Raw genomic sequence first — 24881 nt, forward strand, 5'->3', positions numbered from 1 at the left:
ATTGGTTTTTAGATTGAATTTCATAGATTTACAGGGAGAGAAAGCGATGAGAGTGTTGAAATTTGGCGGGTCTTCACTGGCCGATGCAGAGCGTTTTTTACGGGTGGCCGATATCGCGGTCAACACCCACGGCCAATCTCAGGTAGCCCTGGTGCTCTCTGCACCTGCCAAGGTGACCAATCATCTGGTGGCGCTGGTGGAACAGACCAGCCGCGGCATGGATGCCAGTTCCACCCTGTTTGAAGTCAACGGTATCTTCTCCCGCCTGCTGGCCGGGTTGAAGGCGGCCTATCCGGCGCTCGATGACAAGGCGCTGTTGGCCCGTCTCACCGCCGAGCTGGATCAGGTTGAGCGCCTGATGCAGGGCATCCGTCTGCTGGGCCTCTGCCCGGACAACGTGCAGGCACGCATTCTGAGCCGTGGCGAGAACCTCTCCATCGCCTTTATGCACGAGCTGCTGCGGGTACGCGGTCTGGATCTGGAGCTGATCGTACCGGAAGAGCTGCTGGTCACCGACGGCGGCTATCTGGAAGCTCACGTCGATATCGAAGCCTCCCGCCTGCGCTTTGCCGCCAAAGGATTACGCAGCGATTGTCTCTATCTGATGCCGGGCTTTACCGGCGGCAGCGACAAGGGTGAAACAGTGCTGCTGGGTCGTAACGGCTCCGACTACTCCGCCGCCGTGCTGGCTGCCTGCGTCGATGCCGAGTGCTGCGAGATCTGGACTGACGTCGAAGGCTGTTACAGCTGCGACCCCCGTCTGGTGCCGGATGCCTACTTGCTGAAAACCCTCTCCTACAAGGAGGCGATGGAGCTCTCCTACTTCGGCGCCAAGGTGCTGCATCCGAAAACCATCGCGCCGGTGGCCCAGTTCCATATTCCCTGCCTCATCAAGAACAGCTTCAACCCGCAAGGGCCGGGCACCCTGATCGGCCCCGAGAGCGGCGACGATGACCTGAAAGTGAAGGCCATCTCGGATCTCTCCGGCATGTGCATGTTCAACGTCTCCGGCCCCGGCATGAAGGGGATGGTCGGCATGGCCGGTCGCATCTTCTCCGCCGTCTCACGTGCCGGGGTCAGTATCGTGCTGATCACTCAGTCATCTTCCGAGTACAGCGTCAGCTTCTGTATCCACAGCTACGACAGTGAGAAGACCCGCAAGGTGCTGGAGCGCGAGTTCGAGCTGGAGTTCAAAAACCAGCTGCTGGAGCCGCTGGATATCATCAGCGATCTGGCGATCATCTCCCTGATCGGTGACGGCATGCGCACCAGCAAAGGGATGGCGGCCCGCTTCTTCACCTCGCTGGCGCAAGCCTCCATCAATATCGTCGCTATCGCCCAGGGCTCTAGCGAGCGCTCAATCTCGGCGGTGGTGCGGGATTGCAAGGTGGCGGAAGCCATCAAGGCGTGTCACCAGAACTTCTTTGGCAGCCAGCAGTTTATCGATCTTTTTGTGGTCGGCGTCGGCGGTGTCGGTGCGGCGCTGGTGGATCAGATTGCCCGCCAGCAACCGGTACTGGCCGAGCAGGGCACTGGCCTTCGCGTGGTCGGCATCGCCAACAGCCGCCAGATGGCGGTCAACAAGGATGGCCTGAACCTCGCCAACTGGCGTGAACAGCTGGTGGAAGCCCGCGACAGCTTCTCGCTGGAAGGGGTGAAAAAGCTGGTGGAAGATAGCCACATCATCAACCCGGTGATCGTTGACTGCACCTCCTCCGAGGCGGTGGCCGTTCAGTATGCCGACTTCTTGGCCGCCGGTTTCCACGTGGTCACCCCGAACAAAAAGGCCAACACCGGCTCGCTCGATTACTACAAGGCGCTGCGCCGCACTGCCCGCCAGACTCGCCGCAAGTTCCTGTACGAGACCAACGTGGGCGCCGGTCTGCCGGTTATCGAGAACCTGCAGAACCTCATCAAGGCCGGTGACAAGCTGCGTGCCTTCGATGGCATTCTCTCCGGTTCCCTCTCCTTTATCTTCGGCAAGCTGGATGAAGGGATGGCCTTCTCTGAAGCCACCAAGATTGCCCGCAGCAACGGCTTTACCGAACCGGATCCCCGCGACGATCTCAACGGCATGGATGTGGCGCGCAAGCTGCTCATTCTGGCTCGTGAGGCTGGCATGGCGCTGGAGCTCTCCGATGTCGAGGTAGAGCAGGCGCTGCCACCCGGCTTTGATGTGAGCGGCGATGTAGAAGCCTTTATGGCCCGCCTGCCCGAAGCGGACGGCTGGTTCCGCGACCAGTTCGCCGCGGCCCAGCGTGAAGGCAAGGTGCTGCGCTACGTGGGTTCCATCGAGGGTGGCAAGTGCAAGGTCGCCATCAAGGCGGTCGGTGGCGACGAGCCGCTGTTCAAGGTCAAAGACGGGGAGAACGCGCTCGCCTTCTTCTCCACCTACTACCAGCCAATCCCGCTGGTGCTGCGCGGCTATGGCGCCGGTACCGAAGTGACTGCCGCTGGCGTCTTTGCCGACGTGCTGCGCACCCAGAACTGGAAGCAGGAGCTATAAGCATGAGTTCAGACATGTACCCCTCTTATATGACTGAAGGCGGCAGCGTAGTCGCCTATGCACCCGCCTCCAGCGCCAACCTGAGCGTGGGATTCGATGTACTGGGGGCAGCGCTCGCCCCTGTGGATGGCTCCCTCTTGGGCGATCGGGTGCAGGTAAAAGCGGCTGACGTGCCTTTTGCCCTCTCATCCGTGGGCCGCTACGCCCACAAGCTGCCGGATGATCCGAAAAAGAATATCCTCCATGACTGCTGGGTCGCCTATGGCGAGGCGCTGGAGAAGCGTGGCCTGAAACTCAAGCCGCTCGAAATGGTGCTGGAGAAGAACCTGCCGGTCGGCTCGGGTCTGGGTTCCAGCGCCTGCAGCGTGGTGGCGGCGCTGGAGGGACTCAACGCCTTTCACGGCGCGCCCCTCGACGAGCACGACATGCTGCTGCTGATGGGGGAGATGGAGGGCAAGATCTCCGGCTCCGTTCACTACGACAACGTGGCCCCCTGTTATCTGGGCGGCATGCAGCTGGTGCTGGAAGAGCACGGCGTTATCAGTCAGGGTATTCCGGTGTTCGATCAGTGGTACTGGGTGGTCTGCTACCCGGGTACCGTGGTTTCGACCGCTGCTGCCCGCGCCATTTTGCCGGCCCAATATCGCCGTCAGGATTGCCTCACCTACGGTCGTCGCCTGGCTGCCTTTGTTCACGCCAGCTACACCGGACAGGAGGGGCTGGCGGCGAGCGTCTTGAAAGACGTGATTGCCGAACCCTACCGCGCGGCGCTGATCGAAGGCTTTGCCGAGGTGCGGGCGCAGGCGGCCCAGAACGGGGCGCTGGCCACCGGCATCTCCGGCTCCGGTCCCACCGTGTTTGTGGTGATGAAGGATCTGGCGCAGGCCGAGCGGATGAAAGATTGGATGGAAGCACATTTCGTGCAGAACGAAGATGGATTTGCCCGGGTCTGCAAACTGGACATGGCCGGGGCACGGGTAACAGGAAGCGAGCTATGAATCTCTACAACATCAAGGACAACAGCGAACAGGTGAGCTTCGCGCAGGCGGTGCGTCAGGGCTTGGGTCGCGAACAGGGGCTCTTCTTCCCCGAACAACTCGAACCGCTGGCCGATGTGGATGCCCTGCTGGATCTGCCGCTGGCCGAACGCTCTGCCCGCATCCTGAGCCACCTGCTGGGGGACGAAGTGCCCGCCGCCAAAGTGAGCGAGCTTATCAATGCCGCCTTCACCTTCCCGGCGCCGCTGGTGAAGCTCAAAGATGGCACTTATGCCCTTGAGCTGTTCCACGGCCCGACCCTGGCGTTCAAGGATTTCGGCGGCCGCTTTATGGCCCAGTGTCTCGCAGCCTTTAGAACCAACGACAAGATTACTATCCTCACCGCCACCTCCGGCGACACCGGCGCCGCCGTGGCCCACGCCTTCTTCGGGCTGGAGGGGATTGAGGTGGTGATCCTCTATCCCAAGGGCAAGATCAGCCCCTTGCAGGAGAAGCTCTTCTGCACCCTCGGCGGCAATATTCGCACCATCGCCATCGATGGCGACTTCGATGCCTGTCAGGCGCTGGTAAAACAGGCCTTTGACGACGAGGCGCTGAAAAAGGCCATTGGCCTCAACTCCGCCAACTCCATCAATATCAGCCGTCTGCTGGCGCAGGTTTGCTACTACTTCGAGGCGGTGGCCCAGCTACCGAAAGCCGATCGCGCCAAGGCGGTGATCAGCGTGCCGTCCGGCAACTTTGGCAACCTCACCGCAGGTCTTATCGCCAAGGCGTTGGGGCTGCCGGTGAAGCGCTTTATCGCCGCCACCAACGCCAACGATACCGTGCCGCGCTACCTGAAAACCGGTCAGTGGGAGCCGCACCAGACGGTTGCAACCCTGTCGAACGCCATGGATGTCAGCCGCCCCAACAACTGGCCGCGGGTAGAAGAGCTCTGCCGCCGCAAGGGCTGGGCGCTGGAGACCCTGGGGTCTGGCATGCGCAGTGATGCCGAAACCCGCGCAGCCCTCAAACGCCTGCACGAGCTGGATTACCTGTGCGAACCCCACGGGGCGATTGCCTGGGATCTGCTGGGGGAACAGCTGGCCGAGGACGAAGTGGGGGTGTTCCTCTGCACCGCCCATCCCGCCAAGTTCAAGGAGTCAGTGGACGAGATCTTGCATCTCGATGTACCGCTGCCCGGCCCGCTCGCCAAGCACGCCGAACTGCCGCTGCTCTCCGTGAATTTGCCAGCGGAGTTTGCCCGGTTAAGGGCGTTTTTGGTGGGTTAACTGTTGTGTCGAGATAACCGATAGAAACAAAAAATCCCCCAGTGATGGGGGATTTTTTGTTTTCTGGATTGGGAAGGTCAATCAAGTTTGAGGGGCTGCACAATTGACTCGACAATCTTTTGGGCGTAGTGTTGCTGAGCTCCCACAAGCCCGAGTTTGTAGCAGGTGATTAATAGATCTGTACAGAAGTAGAGTTTTTATGGGCTAAATATAAGTTATGCTAGTTTATATTTGTCGTGAATTTATTTTTTGATCAATGATAAAGGAAGGGGTTATATCTGTTATGGATGTAATAGGAGAGGATAATATATTGGTGATGTAGATAAGGTTATCCATGTTTAATGGTATGGTGTAGAAATGTTTAGAATACATGGAAAGGAAAGTTCCTCTGTCAAATTTTAATATTTTTTTTGCAACCCTTGGGTCATTGTCAAAAATTGATTTAATATCTTTACTTAAGCTTCCTTGAATTCTTAACCTGAATTTTAGAGAGACCATCGCATCCCAATATTTTTGTTTATAGTGTTTGTAGGCTAATTCTTCAAATATCTTGCGCATCCCCCACTCGCTAGATTCGAGAGAGGCTAATATTCCGTTTAGTGATCTTGATAATTCATTCTGATTTTCCCAGTGTTCTTTTTGTTTATACCTTAGGTCATGCTCAACCTCATGCCACCCCTCAGAAAGCACACTTCGCAACTGTACTTCAAAAGTAAAGTCAATAGGCCTACTATTAATGTTTCTATCAAAGTTATTTTTTTGTTCCTGAGGTACCTTATAAATCAGGTTGAATCTTGTTACGCAAAATTTATCAGGGTCTGGTTCATCTATTGTTGAGTCATTAGGTAAGGCTGTATACATATCGTTCAAAATGTCATGCACAATCTCTATATCATCAGAAAAATATAGCACTACTCTAATACCAACACTGTCTTGGATTTTTTTTCCATCGATTGAATATTTTTTTGATTGCCCATCGTCGCTTAATGTTTCTAGTTTCTTTAAAAGAGATGCTTCACTTTTCCCTCTCCCAAAAACACGGCAAAGGATACCGCATCCATGTAGCTTATTTTCAATTTCTTTCTGTATGTCTAATGCGCTATGATGAAAATGACTATTCATATTTATTTACCGACCTAGAATTTTACGTATTTCAACTATCTCGGATAGATTTATTTCTGCTATTGTTGATGATTTTCCACTTCTTAAAATGTCTTTCTTTTTCAGAGATTGAATAGCATCATACATTTCATCTGGAGTTATATGCCCAGAGTCTGAATATATACATATACCTCTAATCGGCCGATGTTTATGTGGCATAGTTTCTTTTCCTACAGGCCAAAATTTTTCAAGAACAGCTCTCTCTGCTCTATCAATAATACTAATGTCCTCATCTTTAAAGTCGTTCTCTTGTTCTTTACGAGAATGAAATTGTTGAATTAAATCATTGTCGGATGAACTTCCCGGAGTATGTATTCCACCAAGCTGCATGTTACCGTTAACAATAACGCAATTATAGAACCTACAAGAGAAAAAAGTAACGTCACCTATAGAGGATAAGTTGAAAGTACAATTACTGAATTGGCAATCATTAAATTGACTGTTGGTTATATTATTCTCTCCCAAGAGAATTTTATTGAAATTAAGTGAGTTTACTTCACTGTTTTCAATTTCAAATGGGATAGATTGCAATAATTCAATAGCAGCTGAAATCTTATTGCTCGGCGTCACAAAATCTAAGGATGGTTTGAGCCTTTCCCATAGCTTTATCCTGTTCTCTTTTGACCTAGTTCTAAATGAAAGCACAGCCGGTCCAATGATCTTCCAGTCATCACTAATCCAGTCAGTATTTTTGCTTAAAAACCTTGAAACATAGTGTCCGAACACGAATTCATTAATGAACTCTATTTTCGTTGGGTTTCTTGAACTCCTATCAAAAAAGGCATGGCTAGCTAGTTTGTTTGATATGGCGTCAGTTGTTGGACGTTCTACAGATGTATACTTCTCTATACACTCTTCGATTAATTCATCACCCTCATTTTTAATTAACTCTACAATATAACTTCGGTCTTCTGATCGATAATCATTCAATATCATATCAGAAGCCACGATATCTATTATTTCATTTTGTTTTGATGCTGACATTTTAAGGTCTTGTCGATTTTGTTCTCGCTCAAGTATGAACCCAAAATAGTTGTCAACAAGACTTTCTGGACTGGAAAATATTTCATGTAATCGTTCTATTGATACATATCTGAGGAATGAGAGCATTACAGGATTTGCAATGGAATCTATTTCTATATTTGCTTGCTGTAACATATCATGCCGTTCTCTATTTAACCAGTCGGTAACTAACGGCTCATTTATTTGTATCTTAACTAATTGAAAGTTTGAATTGTTTTTTTCTGCCCATGTATGAAAGTCATCTCCATCAAAAAGCATTGTTCTTCTTGTTGTTAATATTATTTTTGCGGCACCATGCAAAAAATCTCCAATGGTTTCAAGCATTGGTTCTTTACTTACAAAATCGCTTTCATTTTTATTATCATCTTTTAATAACTCATCAAAACCATCTAGAATAGTAATTATTTTCCCATCTTCGATTTCACTTTTAACCAAACCAGATGTTAAACCTAGGAATGATTTGTCTATTTCATCTAATAAAATATGTTTAAATATTCTAGCTTGACGATTTTTTGATAATTCAGCGAGTAACGGAATTTTATCTGAAATTGTGTTGATTTGTGATGCGAGCTCATAGGCGGAACTTGTTTTACCAAATCCCGCAGCAGCTTCTATTACAAACAGTATTGGTTTAGGCGTATTTAGACGTGATATGATCTCTTGAGGTATATCTAACTCACCAACACTACCATCTATAATATATGGTGCTTTCAGGTATTCATAAGAATATACATTGCTGTATTTGTCACTTATTGATTTTGTATAAGACTGATAGTCGAATTTTATTTTTTCCCTATAGTCTTGAACATGGAAAAAGCTATTAAAAAGTCTTTCGTTTGTTGCATTGTGTTTATCTATTACTAAGGTGTTATATCCAGATCTTTTCAGCTCGAGCTCAAACTCATTTGTGTTTGACTCTGCCTTCAATCTTATAATTTCAATATTTCTAAAAGGTCCTGTAGTGTAAAGATAAGAAAGGAATCCATTTTTTATATCATGCTTAAATTCTTTATATCCATACTTTAAATATTCAGATTTTATTTTTTCTATATCTTTCATGGAATTTTCTTCATATAGTTTTGTGTTAGGAATGAAAAATTATTCTGCACTTGGAGAGTATTACTATATCTCATATATTTGGCTTGCGTTAAACGAAGTAAGGCCCAACGTTTACCGTGAAAGCTAAATTTGATTTGGCTGTTGATATTATATCGTCAAAATTCATATTGCTTTGGAGATGATATCTCTCATTTGTTGGGCTTTGCTGCGCTTAGCGTTAACCTACTACAAAGTATCAATAGTTGTTCAAAACCCACGCTACCGCCCGTGGATTACAGCTTCCAAAATGCTCCATTAACCAGCGAGGGCAGCAGCCCATCACTGATGAATAGGCACCGGATGGCTATGTTAAGCCAATCGAATCTGTGCTCACCAGACAAAAAATGACGTAACTGTCAGTAATGATTGGTTTTTTGCGCTGGCTCAACAAATCGAACTGAGTGGGCATTGGATTCCCATGGCCCTTGATTTTATTGGGGTTGGCAGGCGTGGCGGGAAAGTAGGGGGCGGGCTTGCCGCTGAGGAAGGGTTGGTGGGGACAATCCCGCGTGGCCAATCGGCGCTATAGTGCGGGCGCTGGTTGCCTTCTGCTCCGTCTCCCAAGCTGGCGAGGCGGGGGATCTGCGGCAACAATCAGCTGTTGCAATCACAACCATTTGCAACACTTCGTCATGCAAATATGACCATGCAAACACATCACCAGATAGAGAGGAGATCTCCCATGAAGCGTACCATCCTGTTCGGCCTGCTCTGCGGCAGCGTGCTGCTGGCCAATCCGGTCTTTGCCAACGACACAGCCCAGTTGCAGTGCGAAGCGCAGGCCGCAGCCAAAAAGTTAAACGGCGCCGCCAAAACCAGCTTTGTCGGCAAGTGTGTGAAAGATGCTGCTGGCGCCGCGACCGGCGAGTGCGAGAAGGCGGCAGCCGACAAGAAGCTGGCCGGAGCGGCCAAGAACAGCTTTATCCAGAAGTGCGTGAAGACGGGCGCGGCGATGGATCCGGCGGCCAAGTGCGATAAGGCGGCGGCCGACAAGAAGCTGGCTGGCGCGGCCAAGAACAGTTTTGTTCAGAAGTGCGTGAAGGATAGCGCCGCCAAGTAAGGCATTTTCTCATCCGGTGTGTTTGCGGGGGGCCATCAGGCCCCCCGCGCTTTTTGGGGCGCAGTGATGGCGCAACGCACAAGCCTTGTATCGGGGCGGCAATAGCGACACTATTGACTCCTTTTATAGGTTCCGCAGAGGCGCAGCCATGACCTGCCGTGACCGGTCGAGGGGTTGGCGAGCCCCATTTTTGCGGGATTATGCGGGATAAAAAGGAGCAAAGCTGGATGATGGAAGGGATGGAATGGCGTTGGCTCAATGAGCCGACCGAGTGGCACCAGACAGACGACGGTTTGCAGGTAGTGACAGACCGGCAGACCGATTTTTGGCGCAGCACCTGGTATGGCTTCGAGCGCCACAGCGGTCATCTCTATGGCTGCGAGGTGGCGGGTGAGTTTACCTTTCAGGTCTGCGTCGAGGGGAAGTTCACCACCCTCTACGATCAGGCGGGGCTGATGCTGCTGCAAGACGAGGCGCACTGGCTGAAAGCGGGGATCGAGTACAACGATGCCCAGCCGATGATCGGCAGCGTGCTGACCAATCCGCGCTCTGACTGGGCCACCGGCATCTTCACCGGCAATCCGCGCCGCTTCTGGCTGCGGCTGACCCGGCTGGCCGATTGCCTGCGTTTGCAATACTCCACCGATGGCAAGGTGTGGCCGCTGCTGCGCCTCGCCCCGTTCCCGCCAAGCGAAAGTTGCTTTATCGGGGTGATGTGCTGCACGCCGGAGCGGCAGGGGCTGGCGGTGCGCTTCTCTGACTTGCGCCTCACGCCGCCCTTTGGCAAGGCGCTCCATGATTTGAGCTAGGCCAGCGTTTTTGCCTGTGACATTGAGCCAATAAAAAAGCGCCCGCAGGCGCTTTTTTCATTTGGCTGGTAAAGCCTCAATTAGCTGATCAGGCTGGCCCACAGATCATATTCGTCGGATTCGTCGATCCGTACCTTGACCATGTCCCCCGGCTTGAGGCCGGTTTCGCCGTTGAGGTAGACCAGACCGTCGATCTCCGGCGCATCGGCAAAGGAGCGGCCAGTTGCGCCCTCTTCGTCCACCTCGTCGATGATAACGGTCATCTCCTGACCCACTTTACGAGCCAGCTTGCGGATGGAGACCTGCTGTTGCAGCTCCATAAAGCGCTGGAAGCGCTCTTCCTGAATCTCTTCCGGTACCGGATCCGGCAGCTCGTTGGCCAGCGCCCCTTCGACCGGGCTGTATTTGAAGCAGCCGACCCGATCCAGCTCCGCCTTGTCGATAAAGTCCAGCAGCATCTGGAAATCTTCCTCGGTCTCGCCCGGGAAGCCGACGATAAAGGTGGAGCGCAGGGTGATCTGCGGGCAGATCTCGCGCCACTTCTGGATCCGCTCCAGAGTGCGCTCGACAGTACCCGGGCGCTTCATCAGTTTGAGGATGCGCGGGCTGGCGTGCTGCAGCGGAATATCGAGGTAGGGCAGTACCTTGCCATCACGCATCAGCGGGATGACGTCATCCACGTGCGGGTAGGGGTAGACGTAGTGCAGACGTACCCAGATATCGAGCTTGGCCAACTCTTCGCACAGGGCGACCATGCTGGTCTTGACCGGCATGCCGTCATAGAAACCGGTACGGTGCTTCACATCGACGCCGTAGGCGGAGGTGTCCTGGGAGATCACCAGCAGCTCCTTCACGCCCGCCTCTTTCAGGCGCTTGGCTTCGGCCAGCACGTCGCCGATGGGGCGGCTCACCAGATCCCCGCGCATGGAGGGGATGATGCAGAAGGTGCAGCGGTGGTTGCAGCCTTCGGAAATCTTCAGATAGGCATAGTGGCGCGGGGTCAGCTTGACGCCGTGGGCCGGAACCAGACTGGTGAAGGGGTTGTGCTGCGGCTTCTCCACATATTTGTGGACGTGACCCAGCACCTCTTCATAGGCGTGGGGGCCGGTGATCTCGAGCACCTTGGGGTGGATCTCGCGGATCTGATTCTCTTTGGCGCCGAGGCAACCGGTGACGATCACCTTGCCGTTCTCGGCCAGCGCTTCGCCGATCGCTTCCAGCGACTCTTGCACCGCGCTGTCGATAAAGCCGCAGGTGTTGACGACGACCAGCTCGGCATCGTCATAGCTGGGCACCACATCGTACCCTTCGGTACGCAGCTGGGTCAGGATGCGTTCTGAATCGACCAGGTTTTTGGGGCAACCCAAGGAGACGAATCCTACTTTGGGGGCCTGTTTTGTGTTGGACATCGCTCAATCACTCTTAGGTGGCTCTTCTTTAAGGGCGCGGATTTTACCGGAATGGTTAACCAAAAACTATACAGCCAGCATGGCAGAACCGAACAATATCTCCGACTAGGCAAGATTGGGCCGCACGAGCAACCGGTGATGGCTCGACCTTGGTGGGGCTATTGCCTCTGCCATGCAGGCTTGTTGTGGGGAAGCTGCTTTGTTGATTTTTCTGTCAATTTTGACGCTGTGGCGGGGAGAGCTTCAAAGGGAGTCACTATACTTCCATCACGGGGTCCCGTTGGAGAAGGCGATGGAAAGTTCATTTGGCGAAAAAATGCAGAGCGTACATGCCACGCTCAGGCAGCGCTTTGACAAGCTGAGTCGGGTGGCCATCGCGATTTACGATCCCCATACCGATCAGCTCAAGACCTTTGCCCACAGCACCGAGGGGCCCTCGCCGCTGGTGCAATATGAGGTGAAGCTGAGCGATGTTCCCTCCCTGAGTTATCTGGCGGAGCACAAGCAGCCCCGGGTGCTCGGCAATCTCGATGCCCTGCGTGGCTCGGCGTCGGAGCACAGCCGCAAGGTGCTGGAGGCGGGTTATGCCTCAAGCTATACCGAGCCGCTGCTCTTCAACAGCAAGCTGTTTGGCTTTCTGTTTTGCGATGCCATGGAGCCGGGATACTTCGAGGAGCCGATCCGCAGCGAGCTGTCGGCCTATGCCCAGGCGCTCTCGGCCATCATTGCGGTGGAGTTTTTCTCCATCCAGACCCTTGGCGGCGCGCTGACCACGGCGCGGGAGTTCAGCCGCTATCGGGATGAGGAGACCGCCAACCATCTGCACCGGATGTCGGCCTACTCCCGACTGATCGCCAAGACGCTGGCCCCGACCTGCGGGCTGAGCGATGAGGAGGTGGAGTTTATCTACCTCTTCTCCGAGCTGCACGACATCGGCAAGATCGCGGTGCCGGACGCCATTTTACTCAAGCCGGGCAAGCTGACGCCGGAAGAGTTCGAGATCATGAAGATCCACCCCGGCAAGGGGCGGGAGATGATCAGCCTGATGATCAACGAGTTTGGTCTCGATGGCATTCATCACACCGACATGCTGACCAATATCATCGCCAGCCATCACGAACGCTTTGACGGGACCGGCTATCCGCTGGGGCTGGCGGGGGAGGCGATCCCGCTGGCGGCACGCATCGTGACGGTGGCCGATGTGTTTGATGCCCTTACCAGCGAGCGCCCCTACAAGAAGGCCTGGCCGTTCGAGACGGCGTTTGCCTATCTGGAGGAGCATGCCGGCAGCCAGTTTGATCCCGCCTGCGTTGCCGCAGCCCTGCACAACAAGGCCAAGTTTTATGCCATCTATCAGCAGTATCAGGATCCGGCCTGCACTCCGAGTATGGCGGCCAGCGGCGCCGAGCCGGGTTGAGCGCCCGTGATGAGCGTAAGGGGGGAAAGAGGCGGTTCAAGCATGGCGAGGAATAAATAGAGAGGGGGCACCAGCAGGTGCCCCCTCTCTTTTATGCGCCTCTCGATTCCACGCGCCCTTATTTTGCCGACCTTATCTCTGCGGCTATGGCGGCTGCGGTCAGGTTACTTTTTGGGCGTCGGCTCACTGATCTGGTAGAGGTGATCCGCGCAGGCGCTGGAGCAGCCACAGGGACGCACCTCTTTATCTTCCCGCTTCTGGGCAAGCTGGTATTGGCGCCACCAGATGATGGTGCCCATGGCCAGGATCAGCACAAACGAGGCGAGCAGGCTCAACAACCAGATGGACATGATCTCTTCTCCTTGATGGTGATGACATGCACAGCGATGGCATCAGTGATGATGGCAGCAACCGCCCTGCTGGTTGGCGCCTTCACTGCCGTGGCAACAAGTATGGCCTTGTCGTGAGCTCTCTGCCTGATTGCCACTACTGGCGCAACAGTGATCGGAGCCACTGTTGCAACCACCGTGACAATTCGCATGGCTGTGGCCTGCGCCGACGGGCTGGATGGCACGGATAGTCGCCTTGCTCTGATGACGACGAGACGGACGGCCCTGACTTGCCTCGGTAAGAGGTTGCAGATTGGCGGGGGCTAGCAGCGCGGGCAGCGGCAGGCGGGCAGAGCGGCACTGCAGCACCCGGATATTGACCGCCAGCAGGCGACCCAGCATCCGCTCGCCGATATTGCGCACCACCACCTGACCCACCTGATGATGGGTGAGGGCGTCGAGCAGCGCTTGCTTGCCGTGGCAGCCTTCGGCGGCGGCCGGATTGGGCAGAGTGGCGATAACGTTCCCTTCGGGGTTAAGAATTTGCAGCTGCTCGGCACGGGTAAAGTGGCCAGCCAGCAGCCCCTGACTCAGCATCAGGGCGCTGTTGCGGGGGTTGGTGGTCATGGTTGTGACAGCATTCATGTCGGCTCTTCTCCACTGGTTTGGTGGTCGGGCTCGGCGGGTTGCATCATCAATGCCTTGCCCAGACTCAGACACTCCACCACCTTGTAGCGCCCTTTTTTCAGGATATTGGCCAGGGTCTGGCGGGAAACCCCCATCACCAGGGCGGCCTCCTGCTGCTGCATTCCTTGAAGGTCGACGAGGCGCAGTGCCTCGAACTCGTCAGGGGCCAGCGTGACCTGTTCCAGCTGATGCATGGGGCGGCCGTTGGGTTTGAAGCAGCTGTTGGCGGGGTGGCCACAGATCTGGCGGGCAATCTTGGGTCTTGGCATGGTGGCTCCTAATTGGCATAAGCCATTTATACGCTCATATGTAGCATATGCCAATAATTTTGTCGGGTGTAGAGAGCTGCGCGAATGCTGTTTACGGCAGAGGGGGGTAAAGAGAGGGAGGAGGAATACGTACAAAAGCAGTGAAGGTGGCAGAAACGACGCAGGCCCGAACAGAGGTTCGGGCCTGCGGTTTTTGCAGAGGATGGTCGGGCCTTCCCGGCGAGCTTATGCCTGTTCGGCCTCGGCCACTGGAGCTGCGCTCTCGCTACCGTTGGCGAAGCGATCCGCCCACAGGGCAATCACGCCGTCACCGGTGACGTTGCAGGCGGTGCCGAAGCTGTCCTGCGCCAGATAGAGGGCGATCATCAGGGCGATGGAGGCTTCACCGAAACCGAGCATGGAGGTGAGCAGGCCCAGCGCCGACATCACGCCACCACCCGGCGCGCCTGGAGCTGCAATCATGATCACCCCCAGCATCATGATGAAGGGGAGCATGGTCTCGATACCCGGAATGGCCAGATGCTCGGAGAGGAACATCACCGCGGTGGCGCAGGTGACCAGGGTAATGGTGGAGCCACAGAGGTGAATGGTGGCACACAGCGGCACGGTAAAGTTGGCGATGCCGTCGCTCACCCCGTTGTTCTTGCTCGATTGCAGGGCGACCGGAATGGTAGCGGCGCTCGACATGGTCCCCAGCGCGGTAAAGTAGGCGGGCAGCATGTTCTTGATAAGCTGGGCCGGTGAGCGGCCAAGGGCCAGACCGGTACCGACGAACAGCACGGAGAGCCAGATCCAGTGCATCAGGATCGCCATCACCAGCACCACGCCGAAGGTTTTCAGGGTAGCGAATACGGTGCCTTCTACCGTCATCTCGACAAAGACGCCAGCGATGTAGAACGGCAGCAGCGGGATGATCACCTTGGCCAGCAGGCGGTCGATGATGTCACGACCCTGATCGGCGACCCGGCGCAGATCGGTGGCCTGGGTGGCGCTGATGCCGATGCCGAACACGAAGGCGGCGGCCAGTGCCGACATCACGCCAAACAGCGGCGGGATCTCCAGATTGACGTAGGAGGCGAGCTTGATAGCCGTGGCCGTGGTGGGCTCGGCAGCGGTGGTGAACTGCGGGATCAGGTGGCTCGCCACGGTAAAGGCGAACAGCCCTGCCAGAATGGTGGAGCAGTAGGAGAGGGCTACGGTTTTGCCCAGCAGCTTGCCGGAGTTTTTCGGCAGGCTGGCGATGCCGCTCATGATAAAGAACAGAATGATGAGCGGAATGGTGAAGGTGATGAGCTGACCTATCACTGTCTTGGCCGTAAACAGCACGCGCGCCACCCACTCAGGGGCGTAGAGACCGAGCAAGAGACCGGCAAGGATGCCAGCAATGAGTTTCAGGACAAGTTTCATAAGGAAATCCGGAGTTGGTTGTATTGTCTGTTTTGTTATTAAAATTTGATATTAATCACACTTTTTAACACGTAAGCCGTGTTATGTCTGCCTTTTCCGCGTTAATGCCGAGTTAAATATTGTCGAAAGCCAAGATCGCCGACTAGCTGTCGGCTTGACGTTGAACGGGAAAATCCGTGATGAATTAGCCCGTTAGGTGGCCTGATGATCGCCACGCAGCAACATGACGTACTGGGTGGCGTGTTGACCTGTGCATGATGGCGTGTTGGTCGAGGCGGTTTCCATCGGCGCCAGTTGTAGCTCTATCCCGGATGTGGTGATCAGTTGCGGTAGCTGAGCGTGACTTATCTTGCCGCTTGGCTGCAGGGGGAAGCAGAGCGGAGCGCCCGCTTTGAGCAGGGTCGCCAGCTGTTGCAACAGGGGGACAAGGGTGGCCGCGTCGCCATCAAGCGGGCGGCTTAGCCAGATGCCATCGTAAGGGAGCACCGAGTGCATCTTCGCCAGCAGGCAGACCCGCACCGCTTGTCCGGATTGCTGCGAGGCGACTTTGGCGTCAGCCAGCACAGCGTCACAGGCAGTGACCACATACCCTTCTGCACGCAGCCAGCAGAGATCCTCCCCCATACCGCACTGACCATTGAGCAGGTGAGCACCGGGTTTGAGGCGTGCCACAAAGGCAGCCCGAGCGCGGGCGTGCTGGTCGTTAAATGGCCAGGAAGCGGGGATGGCGTCAGAGTGTGGCACAGGGGTTACCTCAAGCAGGGGGCGCACAGGGTAACAAATCGGGGCCAGACTGCCAAAGCGCGCGGTCAGGCCCCGATTTGGATGGGTGAGAGTTGCCGGAGCCGGTTAGCGGTCACAGGCAGGCCCGTGGGGTTGGGCCAGCATGGTGAACATGCTCTCTATCATAAAGGCGGATTCGCCCTGCAGGTCTATCCGCCCCGGAAAGTGGAGCCAGTTGATGATGTAGCCATCCAGAGTGCAGTGGAGCAGGGTGGCGGCGCGCTGCAGGTTGAGGTTGGCGGGCAGTTGCCCCCGCCGTACCGCGTTGGCCAGGGTGGTCTCCAGATCCCGGAAGAAGTTGGCGGACTGGCTGCGGATATGCTCGCGCAGTGAGATGGCTTCCCCCTCCAGCGATTCGAGATTGAACAGGATGGTGAACATCTGCCGCTGGGCCGGATTGTGAATGAAGCTGTGGAGCACCCCTTCGAAGAAGAGGCGCAGTTGCCCGAGCGGATCCGGCTCATCTGGATTGAGGCAGGCATCGAGCTGGTGGGCGAGGGGGCTGCAGAGCTCCTGCCAGAGCGAAATGAAGAGTTCATCCTTGTTCTTGAAGTGCCAATAGATGGCCCCGCGGGTCAGGTCTGCCGCCCTGGCGATGTCGGTCAGGCTGGTCTTGGCCAGGCCCTGAGAGCAGAACAGATCCAGCGCCGTGCTCATGATGTGGCAGCGGGTTTGCTGCGCCTCTTCTTTGGTTCGTCTGGCCATCGAAATTTGTGCCTCATGCAAGCAAAAAGTCACTTACATACATTTATGAATGTATGTATATTGCCTCATCTTTCGACTATTTACCAACAGGGCCCATGTGGCCCTGATTGTTCATTGACTGGCAAAGGCTCAGGTGTTTCATGCATAAACATATTCTTGCTCGTTCAGTTGGTCTTGCCTTGCTGGCTACAGGCTTGCTGGCAGGTTGTGGTGACAAGGGGGGCGCCCCCCAGGGACAGGGCGGCATGCCCCCCGCGGCGGTCAACGTGGTGACTCTGCAGAGCGGTCCGCTGATGTTGACCACCGAGTTGACCGGCCGCAGCGCCCCGTTGCGGGTGGCCGAAGTGCGTCCGCAGGTGAGCGGCATCATCCTCAAGCGCCTCTTTACCGAGGGAAGCGATGTGAAGGCGGGCGATCTGCTCTATCAGATCGATCCGGCTGTTTATCAGGCGGCAGTCGCCAGCGCCAAAGCCAATCTGGCCAAGGCCGAGGCCAACGAGCAGAGTGCCCGCCTCAAGGCGCAGCGCTATCAGGAGCTGCTCAAGGTCAAATCCATCAGCCGTCAGGACTATGACGACGCCGACGCCAGCTGGAAGCAGGCCAAGGCGGAGATCATGGCGAGCAAGGCGGCTTTGCGTACTGCCGAGATCAATCTCGGTTACACCCGCATCACCGCCCCCATTAGTGGCCGCATCGGTAAATCCGCGGTGACCGAGGGGGCGCTGGTGACTGCACAGCAGGCTGACAGCCTGACCGCCATTCAGCAGCTCGATCCCATGTATGTGGATGTGCGTCAGTCCACTGCCGATCTGCTGCGCCTCAAGCGACTGGTCGCCGAGGGCAAGTTGACCCAGGACGAGCAGAAGGGGGCCAAGGTGACCTTCCAGCTGGAAGATGGCTCCACTTACGGCGAAGAGGGCTCGCTGCAGTTCTCCGATGTGACCGTGGATGAGACCTCCGGCATGGTGACCCTGCGGGTGATTGTGCCCAACCCTCACCAACTGCTGTTGCCCGGCATGTTTATGCGCGCGACCCTGCAAGAGGGTGAGCGGGCGCAAGGGCTGCTGGTGCCGCAAACTGCCGTTACTCGCACCCCCAACGGCGGTGCCACCGTGATGGTGGTAACCGCTGACAACAAGGTGGAGCTGCGCAACGTGCAGCTGAGCCGTGTCGTCGGCAGCAACTGGGTGGTGGAGTCAGGGCTCACCTCCGGCGAGCGGGTGATCGTGGCTGGCTTGCAGAAAGTACGACCGGGCGCCGTGGTCAATCCCGCCGAGCAGGGTGCTGATGCACCGTCTGCTCAAGCTGCGTCCAACACCCCGGCCAACAAGTAGGATGGAGTAGTCGCTTCATGGCTCGATTTTTTATAGACAGACCCATTTTTGCCTGGGTGATCGCGCTGGTGATCATGCTGGCGGGTAGCCTGGCCATCATCAAATTGCCGGTCGCCCAGTATCCGAGCATTGCGCCGCCCGCGGTCGGTATTTCTGCCAGCTATCCGGGCGCATCTGCCAAAACGGTGGAAGACTCGGTAACCCAGATCATCGAACAGAACATGACCGGGCTGGATCACCTGCTCTACATGTCCTCCCAGTCTGACTCCGCGGGGCGGGTGTCGGTGACCCTCACTTTCCAGCCGGGGACCGATCCCGATATTGCCCAAGTGCAGGTGCAGAACAAGCTGCAGCAAGCGATGTCGCTGCTGCCGCAAGAGGTGCAGCAGCAGGGGATCCGGGTACAGAAGACCTCCAGCAGCTTCCTGATGGTCGCGGCGTTCATCTCCAGCGATGGCTCGATGAACAACGACGATCTGGCGGACTATGTGGTCTCCAACATCAAGGAGCCCCTGAGCCGTCTGGACGGGGTAGGGGATATCACCTTGTTCGGTAGCCAGTATTCCATGCGGGTGTGGCTCGATCCCAACAAACTCAACCGAGTTCAGATGACCCCGGGGGATGTGCAGGCAGCCATCAAGGCGCAGAACGCCCAGGTGGCCTTCGGCAAGCTGGGCGGCACCCCGTCGGTAGAAGATCAGCAGTTCACCGCCACCATCATGGGGCAGACCCGTCTCTCTACCGTGGAGCAGTTCAACGACATCCTGCTGCGGGTGAATCAGGATGGCTCCAAGGTACGGCTGAAAGATGTGGCCCGGGTCGAGCTGGCGGGCGAAAGCTATGACGCCGATGCGCTCTACAACGGCCAGTCTACCGCCGCGGTCGCCATCAAGCTGGCTACCGGCGCCAACGCGCTGGATACCGCCGAGAAGGTGCGTGCCAAGCTCAATGAGCTGTCGGATTACTTCCCGGCCAACATGGAGATCGTCTACCCCTACGACACCACGCCGTTTGTGAAGATCTCCATCGAGGAGGTGGTGCAGACCCTGATCGAGGCGATCTTCCTGGTGTTCTGCGTCATGTATCTGTTCCTGCAGAACTTCCGCGCCACCCTGATCCCGACCATTGCGGTGCCTGTGGTGCTGCTCGGTACCTTCGGGGTGATGGCGGCCTTCGGCTTCTCCATCAACACCCTCACCATGTTCGGTATGGTGCTAGCCATCGGCCTGCTGGTGGATGACGCCATCGTGGTGGTGGAGAACGTGGAGCGGCTGATGAGCGAGGAGGATCTCTCCCCGCTGGAAGCGACCCGCAAGTCTATGACCCAGATCACCGGCGCGCTGGTGGGGATCGCCCTGGTGCTATCCGCCGTGTTCGTGCCGATGGCCTTCTTCGGCGGCTCGACCGGCGCCATCTATCGCCAGTTCTCATTGACCATCGTCTCGGCCATGGTGCTGTCGGTGCTGGTGGCGTTGATCCTGACACCGGCGCTCTGTGCCACCCTGCTCAAGCCGATGAAACATGGCGAGTTTGGTGCCAAGCGCGGCTTCTTTGGCTGGTTCAACCGCGCCTTTGATGCGGGTACCAACCGCTATCAGAGCGGTGTGCGCAAGGTGATCAAGCAGGGCGTGCGCTACAGCCTGATCTACGGTGCCATGCTGGCGGTACTGGCCGTGCTCTTTATGCGGATGCCCACCTCCTTCCTGCCGGAAGAGGATCAGGGGGTCATCATGTCCATGGTGCAACTGCCGGTGGGGGCGACCAAGCAGCGCACCGAGGTGGTGCTGGCGGACATGCGCGACTACTTCCTGAAAAACGAGAAGGATAATGTCGATTCTGTGCTGACCGTATCCGGCTTCAGCTTCGCCGGTAGTGGCCAGAACGCGGGGATGGCCTTTATCAAGCTCAAGGACTGGAGCGAGCGCAAGAGCCCGGATCGCAGTGCCAATGCCATCATCGGCCGCGCCATGGGCTATCTGTTCAGCATCAAGGAGGCGCAAGTGTTCGCCTTTAACCTGCCTCCGATCCCGGAGTTGGGTACGGCGACCGGTTTTGACTTCTTCCTGCAGGATCGCGGCGGTATTGGTCACGACAAGCTGATGGCGGCGCGTAACCAGCTGCTCGGCATGGCGGCGCAGGATCCCACTCTGGTGCGGGTACGCCCGAACGGGATGGAAGATACGCCGCAGCTCGATATCAAGATCGACTACGAGAAGGCACTGGCGCAGGGGCTATCCATCGCGGATATCAACAACACCCTGGCTACCGCTTGGGGCTCGTCCTACGTCAATGATTTCGTTGACCGTGGCCGGATCAAGAAGGTCTACATGCAGGCGGATGCCCCTTTCCGGATGAACCCGGAAGATCTGAAACTCTGGTATGTGCGCAACAGTGCCGGTCAGATGGTGCCCTTCTCCGCCTTTGCCAGTACCAAGTGGAGCTTCGGCTCGCCTCGTCTGGAGCGTTATAACGGCGTGCCGGCGATGGAGATCGTCGGTGAGGCGGCGCCCGGCAAGAGTACCGGTGATGCGATGGCCGCCATCGAGCAGATGGTGAAACAGCTGCCGGAAGGGGTGGGTATCGAGTGGACCGGGCTCTCCTTCCAGGAGCGTCAGGCCGGTTCACAGGCACCCGCGCTCTACGCCATCTCCTTGTTGGTGGTGTTCCTCTGTCTGGCGGCCCTCTACGAGAGCTGGAGCATTCCGTTCTCGGTGATGCTGGTGGTGCCGCTCGGGGTACTGGGGGCCATTGTGGCTGCCACCCTGCGCGGGCTGGAGAACGACGTCTACTTCCAGGTCGGCCTGCTCACCACCATAGGTCTGTCGGCGAAGAACGCTATTTTGATCGTGGAATTTGCCAAAGAGCTCTACGACAAAGGGATGGGCTTGGGTGAAGCCGTGGTGGAGGCGGCGCGCCTGCGTCTGCGTCCGATCCTGATGACCTCGCTCGCCTTTATCCTCGGGGTGCTGCCGCTGGTGATCAGCTCCGGTGCAGGTGCCAGCAGCCGTAACGCCATCGGTACCGGCGTGATGGGGGGGATGATCAGTGCCACCGTGCTGGCCATCTTCTTCGTACCCCTCTTCTTCGTATTGGTGATGCGTTACTTCACTAACCACAAGAGTAAAGAGGCGCGCATGGCTGCAGCGGTTGAGTCAAAAGGTGACTGAGCAAAAGCGTGTCCATCTGTTCTGAGCGACAGATCACAATTTGATAAATGAGTCAGTTAGCGCTGACTATAAAATGGGGCAACGTGAGCGGTTGCCCCATTTTTTTCGCCCAAAAAACGGTAACTTGTCTGTGATCTGTTCGATTTTGGGGCGGGGTTTGTATGAGTCCACTAAGTGCTTTTGGTTCTCCATCGAATCTTGATTCAAAACCCTTGATGAAGGCACTTTTTGGTGTGCAGGTTTATAAAAAACGAGATAGAATCTGCCCCTTATCGGGCTGGTAGGCGGTATGTCCCTTGTTAATATCACAACCTCTTTTTGCTGTGCAGGCTCAAGAGGTAACAAGGTGATGTTCCATCGAAACATAAAAATGCTGGAGGACATGATGACCAACAGCAAGCAAAATTCGGTTAAAAGCAGCAAACTGGGGGCTGTAACCTAGGGGCGGTAGCCATGACACCTCTCCTGTGCTTGTTCAAAAAATAAGCGCGCCTGTTGTTTTGTATAGCCTTAACAACATACGTTATTTGTTGCTCCTTAATGTTAATCAACGGATCTGCCGCCTGCCATACCATACCCTTGATACCCAATTCTGTATTCACTCCTCGCAAGAGAACACATATCTATGAAAATTCTCGTTACCGGTGGCGCAGGTTTTATCGGCTCTGCCGTGGTGCGCCATATTATCCGTGATACCCAAGATTCCGTTATCAATCTCGATAAACTCACCTATGCCGGCAATCTGGAATCCTTGGCCGATGTATCGTCAAGCGAGCGTTATGTGTTTGAGCAGGTGGATATTTGCAATCGCGCCGAGCTGGATCGGGTGTTTGCCTTGCACCAGCCGGATGCCGTGATGCATCTGGCCGCCGAGAGCCATGTTGATCGCTCCATCACAGGCCCGGCTGACTTTATCGAGACCAATATCGTCGGCACCTATATGTTGCTGGAAGCGGCCCGCGCCTACTGGAATGGTCTGGACGAGGTACGCAAGGCGGCCTTCCGCTTCCACCATATCTCCACAGACGAGGTATATGGTGATCTGCCCCATCCGGATGAAGTAGCCGTCGGTGAACCATTGCCGCTCTTTACCGAAACCACTCCTTACGCCCCCAGCAGCCCCTATTCCGCCTCGAAGGCCTCCAGCGACCATCTGGTTCGCGCTTGGCGCCGTACTTACGGCCTGCCAACCATCGTCACCAACTGCTCCAATAACTACGGCCCGTACCACTTCCCCGAGAAATTGATCCCGCTGGTGATCCTCAATGCGCTGGATGACAAGCCGTTGCCGGTCTATGGCAAAGGCGACCAGATCCGTGACTGGCTCTATGTGGAGGACCACGCGTGCGCGCTCTATACCGTGGTCACCACAGGTGTCATCGGCGAGACCTACAACATCGGCGGTCATAACGAGAAGCAGAATCTAGAGGTGGTACACACCATCTGCGATCTGCTGGACGAGATGGTGCCGAAGGCGGGCTCTTATCGTGAGCAAATCACCTATGTGGCGGATCGTCCTGGCCACGATCGCCGCTATGCGATCGATGCCAGCAAGATGAGCGCCGAGCTGGATTGGCAACCGCAAGAGACCTTTGAATCCGGTATTCGCAAAACCGTGCAGTGGTATCTGGATAACCAGCAGTGGGTCAGCAACGTCAAGAGCGGTGCCTACCAATCCTGGATCACCCAGCAGTATGGGGAGAAAAATCAATGAAAGGCATTATTCTGGCTGGTGGTTCTGGTACCCGTCTCTATCCCATTACCATGGGGGTTTCCAAGCAGTTGCTTCCCGTTTATGACAAACCCATGATCTATTATCCACTGTCGGTCTTGATGCTTGCCGGTATCAGGGAAATTTTGATTATTACCACCCCGGAAGATCAAGGCAGCTTTCAACGTTTGTTAGGTGATGGCAGTCAATTTGGTATTTCACTGGAATATACAGTTCAGCCAAGTCCGGATGGGCTTGCTCAAGCATTTATTATTGGTGAGGATTTCATTGGGCATGAATCAGTATGCTTGATCCTTGGCGACAACATGTTTTGGGGGCAGGGTTTTTCACCCATGTTGCGAGACGCCGCCAGCAGGAAAGAAGGCGCAACAGTATTTGGCTATAAAGTTCAAGATCCAGAAAGATTTGGAGTTGTGGAATTTGATGATAAGCAGAGTGTCATTTCTATCGAAGAGAAGCCTGCACAACCCAAGTCACATTTTGCAGTAACTGGGCTCTATTTTTACGACAATCAAGTAGTCAATATTGCAAAACAAGTCAAACCCTCTAAACGAGGGGAGCTTGAGATAACCAGTATCAATCAAGCATATTTGGAGCGAGGGCAGCTTAATGTTGAACTGCTGGGGCGCGGTTTTGCTTGGCTCGACAGTGGCACCCACGAAAGCCTACTTGAAGCATCAAATTTTGTGGCTACCATTGAGGCTAGGCAGGGGTTCAAAATAGCATGCCTTGAAGAAATCGCATTACGAAATGATTGGCTCAGCAAAAAAGAAGTTGCTATAACAGCTCAAAGGATGGCTAAAAATAGCTATGGTCAATATCTACTAGATTTAATAAGGAGTTAAGATGGGCCTTGTTAAACTTATTGAGTTCCCAATGCTCGGTGATGAACGTGGTTCTTTGTTATCACTAGAAAGCAACAATAATATCCCTTTCGACATAAAGCGAGTTTACTACATTTTCAACACGGTAAAAGGTGTTTCTCGTGGATTCCATGCCCACAAAGCACTAAAGCAGGTTGCTGTTGCAGTGTCTGGATCTTGCCGTTTTGTCCTTGATAATGGGGTGGATAAGGCAGAAGTTATTCTTGATGTGCCGACTAGAGGGTTGTTAATAGAATCTTTTATGTGGCGTGAGATGCATGATTTTTCTGATGACTGTGTGCTGATGGTATTGGCTGATCAGTTGTATGATGAATCTGATTATATAAGAAAGTATGAAGATTTTTTGCGCCTAGCTAGGGGAGATATAAATGTTTATTCATCATCTTAGTGATGTAATGTCAAGTGATATAGGCGATAACACTCGTATTTGGCAGTACTCAGTTGTACTACAAGGCGCAAGAATTGGTAAAGAATGTAATATATGTGCACATACTCTAATTGAGGGAAATGTCACCATAGGTGATCGTGTTACGATCAAATCTGGTGTATATATCTGGGATGGAGTCACAATCGAGGATGATGTTTTTATCGGGCCTTGTGTTGCATTCACGAATGACAGGCATCCTCGCTCCAAGATTTATCCAGATGAATTCTCTAAAATGCTCATAAAGAATGGGGCATCTATCGGAGCGAATGCGACACTGTTACCTGGAATCACCATAGGAAGATATGCCATGGTCGGTGCTGGATCCGTTGTCACAAAAGACGTACCCGATTATGCTGTTGTGGTGGGTAACCCGGCTAAAATAATTCGTTATGCTGAGATGTAAAC

Annotated in this window: 21 protein-coding genes; 12 read left to right on the forward strand and 9 right to left on the reverse strand. The window is 54.8% G+C overall.

All coding sequences use genetic code 11. The annotated features are described in order from the left end of the window. Nucleotides 1–46: 46 nt before the first annotated feature. Genes thrA through thrC form a run of 3 tightly spaced genes read left to right on the forward strand, consistent with a single transcriptional unit; the run spans nucleotide 47 to nucleotide 4775 of the window. On the forward strand, nucleotides 47–2506 hold the full coding sequence (gene thrA / locus ACB042_RS00475; RefSeq protein ID WP_371177554.1) for a bifunctional aspartate kinase/homoserine dehydrogenase I: 2460 nt from the start codon (nucleotides 47–49) through the stop codon (nucleotides 2504–2506). A 2-nt stretch (nucleotides 2507–2508) separates the two neighbouring features. Then, nucleotides 2509–3504, forward strand: a complete 996-nt coding sequence (thrB, locus tag ACB042_RS00480; RefSeq protein ID WP_216948243.1) for a homoserine kinase — start codon at nucleotides 2509–2511, stop codon at nucleotides 3502–3504. Continuing rightward, the gene (gene thrC, locus ACB042_RS00485) at nucleotides 3501–4775 is read left to right on the forward strand and encodes a threonine synthase (protein ID WP_371177555.1); all 1275 of its coding nucleotides are present in this window, start codon (nucleotides 3501–3503) and stop codon (nucleotides 4773–4775) included. The genes thrB and thrC overlap by 4 nt, the downstream gene beginning before the upstream one ends. Nucleotides 4776–5000: 225 nt before the next feature. Here thrC and ACB042_RS00490 read toward each other — a convergent pair whose 3' ends face one another. After that, complete coding sequence (locus ACB042_RS00490; protein ID WP_371177556.1) at nucleotides 5001–5897, reverse strand: hypothetical protein; 897 nt, start codon at nucleotides 5895–5897, stop codon at nucleotides 5001–5003. Between the two features lie 6 nt (nucleotides 5898–5903). After that, nucleotides 5904–8018: an NACHT domain-containing NTPase gene (locus ACB042_RS00495; RefSeq protein WP_371177557.1), complete on the reverse strand. Its 2115-nt coding sequence runs from the start codon at nucleotides 8016–8018 to the stop codon at nucleotides 5904–5906. A 721-nt stretch (nucleotides 8019–8739) separates the two neighbouring features. Between ACB042_RS00495 and ACB042_RS00500 the strand changes: the two genes are divergently transcribed. Next, nucleotides 8740–9117 (forward strand): hypothetical protein, encoded by a 378-nt coding sequence (locus ACB042_RS00500; protein WP_371177558.1) that lies wholly within the window; start codon nucleotides 8740–8742, stop codon nucleotides 9115–9117. 227 nt (nucleotides 9118–9344) lie between these two features. After that, nucleotides 9345–9926 (forward strand): DUF1349 domain-containing protein, encoded by a 582-nt coding sequence (locus tag ACB042_RS00505; protein ID WP_371177559.1) that lies wholly within the window; start codon nucleotides 9345–9347, stop codon nucleotides 9924–9926. An 80-nt stretch (nucleotides 9927–10006) separates the two neighbouring features. Here ACB042_RS00505 and rimO read toward each other — a convergent pair whose 3' ends face one another. Continuing rightward, the gene (gene rimO / locus ACB042_RS00510) at nucleotides 10007–11335 is read right to left on the reverse strand and encodes a 30S ribosomal protein S12 methylthiotransferase RimO (protein WP_021231199.1); all 1329 of its coding nucleotides are present in this window, start codon (nucleotides 11333–11335) and stop codon (nucleotides 10007–10009) included. A 292-nt stretch (nucleotides 11336–11627) separates the two neighbouring features. On the opposite strand from rimO, the gene ACB042_RS00515 reads away from it, so the two are divergent. Beyond that, nucleotides 11628–12752 (forward strand): HD-GYP domain-containing protein, encoded by a 1125-nt coding sequence (locus tag ACB042_RS00515; RefSeq protein WP_371177560.1) that lies wholly within the window; start codon nucleotides 11628–11630, stop codon nucleotides 12750–12752. A 164-nt stretch (nucleotides 12753–12916) separates the two neighbouring features. Here the strand turns inward: ACB042_RS00515 and ACB042_RS00520 are convergent, their stop codons facing one another. The 6 genes from ACB042_RS00520 to ACB042_RS00545 form a co-directional block, all read right to left on the reverse strand. After that, the gene (locus ACB042_RS00520; protein WP_005338109.1) at nucleotides 12917–13102 is read right to left on the reverse strand and encodes a hypothetical protein; all 186 of its coding nucleotides are present in this window, start codon (nucleotides 13100–13102) and stop codon (nucleotides 12917–12919) included. A gap of 42 nt (nucleotides 13103–13144) precedes the next feature. After that, entirely contained in the window at nucleotides 13145–13726 is a 582-nt protein-coding gene (locus ACB042_RS00525; RefSeq protein ID WP_371177561.1) for a NifB/NifX family molybdenum-iron cluster-binding protein, read from the reverse strand. Then, on the reverse strand, nucleotides 13723–14037 hold the full coding sequence (locus ACB042_RS00530; protein ID WP_371177562.1) for a DUF134 domain-containing protein: 315 nt from the start codon (nucleotides 14035–14037) through the stop codon (nucleotides 13723–13725). The genes ACB042_RS00525 and ACB042_RS00530 overlap by 4 nt, the downstream gene beginning before the upstream one ends. Before the next feature lie 225 nt (nucleotides 14038–14262). Continuing rightward, nucleotides 14263–15444, reverse strand: coding sequence for a dicarboxylate/amino acid:cation symporter (locus tag ACB042_RS00535; protein WP_005359180.1), 1182 nt, complete (start codon nucleotides 15442–15444; stop codon nucleotides 14263–14265). 192 nt (nucleotides 15445–15636) lie between these two features. Next, complete coding sequence (locus ACB042_RS00540; RefSeq protein ID WP_304520046.1) at nucleotides 15637–16188, reverse strand: hypothetical protein; 552 nt, start codon at nucleotides 16186–16188, stop codon at nucleotides 15637–15639. A gap of 105 nt (nucleotides 16189–16293) precedes the next feature. Next, nucleotides 16294–16932: a TetR family transcriptional regulator gene (locus ACB042_RS00545; RefSeq protein WP_167572295.1), complete on the reverse strand. Its 639-nt coding sequence runs from the start codon at nucleotides 16930–16932 to the stop codon at nucleotides 16294–16296. Nucleotides 16933–17072: 140 nt separating this feature from the next. On the opposite strand from ACB042_RS00545, the gene ACB042_RS00550 reads away from it, so the two are divergent. From ACB042_RS00550 to ACB042_RS00575, 6 genes are all read left to right on the forward strand, one after another. Further along, complete coding sequence (locus ACB042_RS00550; protein ID WP_021231193.1) at nucleotides 17073–18266, forward strand: efflux RND transporter periplasmic adaptor subunit; 1194 nt, start codon at nucleotides 17073–17075, stop codon at nucleotides 18264–18266. 17 nt (nucleotides 18267–18283) lie between these two features. Further along, a complete protein-coding gene (locus ACB042_RS00555) occupies nucleotides 18284–21433 on the forward strand; it encodes an efflux RND transporter permease subunit (RefSeq protein WP_371177563.1) in 3150 nt (1049 codons plus the stop codon). 625 nt (nucleotides 21434–22058) lie between these two features. Continuing rightward, nucleotides 22059–23147 (forward strand): dTDP-glucose 4,6-dehydratase, encoded by a 1089-nt coding sequence (rfbB, locus tag ACB042_RS00560; protein ID WP_371177564.1) that lies wholly within the window; start codon nucleotides 22059–22061, stop codon nucleotides 23145–23147. After that, the gene (rfbA, locus tag ACB042_RS00565) at nucleotides 23144–24010 is read left to right on the forward strand and encodes a glucose-1-phosphate thymidylyltransferase RfbA (protein WP_144712340.1); all 867 of its coding nucleotides are present in this window, start codon (nucleotides 23144–23146) and stop codon (nucleotides 24008–24010) included. The genes rfbB and rfbA overlap by 4 nt, the downstream gene beginning before the upstream one ends. 1 nt (nucleotide 24011) lies before the next feature. Further along, nucleotides 24012–24437 carry an FdtA/QdtA family cupin domain-containing protein gene (locus ACB042_RS00570; RefSeq protein ID WP_144712342.1) on the forward strand — a complete coding sequence of 142 codons (426 nt, stop codon included), beginning with the start codon at nucleotides 24012–24014 and terminating at the stop codon, nucleotides 24435–24437. After that, the gene (locus ACB042_RS00575) at nucleotides 24418–24879 is read left to right on the forward strand and encodes an acyltransferase (protein ID WP_371177565.1); all 462 of its coding nucleotides are present in this window, start codon (nucleotides 24418–24420) and stop codon (nucleotides 24877–24879) included. Before ACB042_RS00570 ends, ACB042_RS00575 begins: the two co-directional genes overlap by 20 nt. Nucleotides 24880–24881: the final 2 nt, after the last annotated feature.

Source organism: Aeromonas sp. S13(2024) (genome assembly GCF_041402405.1).
Classification (GTDB): Bacteria; Pseudomonadota; Gammaproteobacteria; order Enterobacterales; family Aeromonadaceae; genus Aeromonas; species Aeromonas veronii.

Excerpts from the sequence above, each read along its gene's own strand:
- thrA (WP_371177554.1), top strand. The coding sequence starts at position 47 with ATGAGAGTGTTGAAATTTGGCGGGTCTTCACTGGCCGATGCAGAGCGT.
- thrB (WP_216948243.1), top strand. The coding sequence starts at position 2,509 with ATGAGTTCAGACATGTACCCCTCTTATATGACTGAAGGCGGCAGCGTA.
- thrC (WP_371177555.1), top strand. The coding sequence starts at position 3,501 with ATGAATCTCTACAACATCAAGGACAACAGCGAACAGGTGAGCTTCGCG.
- ACB042_RS00490 (WP_371177556.1), bottom strand. The coding sequence starts at position 5,897 with ATGAATAGTCATTTTCATCATAGCGCATTAGACATACAGAAAGAAATT.
- ACB042_RS00495 (WP_371177557.1), bottom strand. The coding sequence starts at position 8,018 with ATGAAAGATATAGAAAAAATAAAATCTGAATATTTAAAGTATGGATAT.
- ACB042_RS00500 (WP_371177558.1), top strand. The coding sequence starts at position 8,740 with ATGAAGCGTACCATCCTGTTCGGCCTGCTCTGCGGCAGCGTGCTGCTG.
- ACB042_RS00505 (WP_371177559.1), top strand. The coding sequence starts at position 9,345 with ATGATGGAAGGGATGGAATGGCGTTGGCTCAATGAGCCGACCGAGTGG.
- rimO (WP_021231199.1), bottom strand. The coding sequence starts at position 11,335 with ATGTCCAACACAAAACAGGCCCCCAAAGTAGGATTCGTCTCCTTGGGT.
- ACB042_RS00515 (WP_371177560.1), top strand. The coding sequence starts at position 11,628 with ATGGAAAGTTCATTTGGCGAAAAAATGCAGAGCGTACATGCCACGCTC.
- ACB042_RS00520 (WP_005338109.1), bottom strand. The coding sequence starts at position 13,102 with ATGTCCATCTGGTTGTTGAGCCTGCTCGCCTCGTTTGTGCTGATCCTG.
- ACB042_RS00525 (WP_371177561.1), bottom strand. The coding sequence starts at position 13,726 with ATGAATGCTGTCACAACCATGACCACCAACCCCCGCAACAGCGCCCTG.
- ACB042_RS00530 (WP_371177562.1), bottom strand. The coding sequence starts at position 14,037 with ATGCCAAGACCCAAGATTGCCCGCCAGATCTGTGGCCACCCCGCCAAC.
- ACB042_RS00535 (WP_005359180.1), bottom strand. The coding sequence starts at position 15,444 with ATGAAACTTGTCCTGAAACTCATTGCTGGCATCCTTGCCGGTCTCTTG.
- ACB042_RS00545 (WP_167572295.1), bottom strand. The coding sequence starts at position 16,932 with ATGGCCAGACGAACCAAAGAAGAGGCGCAGCAAACCCGCTGCCACATC.
- ACB042_RS00550 (WP_021231193.1), top strand. The coding sequence starts at position 17,073 with ATGCATAAACATATTCTTGCTCGTTCAGTTGGTCTTGCCTTGCTGGCT.
- ACB042_RS00555 (WP_371177563.1), top strand. The coding sequence starts at position 18,284 with ATGGCTCGATTTTTTATAGACAGACCCATTTTTGCCTGGGTGATCGCG.
- rfbB (WP_371177564.1), top strand. The coding sequence starts at position 22,059 with ATGAAAATTCTCGTTACCGGTGGCGCAGGTTTTATCGGCTCTGCCGTG.
- rfbA (WP_144712340.1), top strand. The coding sequence starts at position 23,144 with ATGAAAGGCATTATTCTGGCTGGTGGTTCTGGTACCCGTCTCTATCCC.
- ACB042_RS00570 (WP_144712342.1), top strand. The coding sequence starts at position 24,012 with ATGGGCCTTGTTAAACTTATTGAGTTCCCAATGCTCGGTGATGAACGT.
- ACB042_RS00575 (WP_371177565.1), top strand. The coding sequence starts at position 24,418 with ATGTTTATTCATCATCTTAGTGATGTAATGTCAAGTGATATAGGCGAT.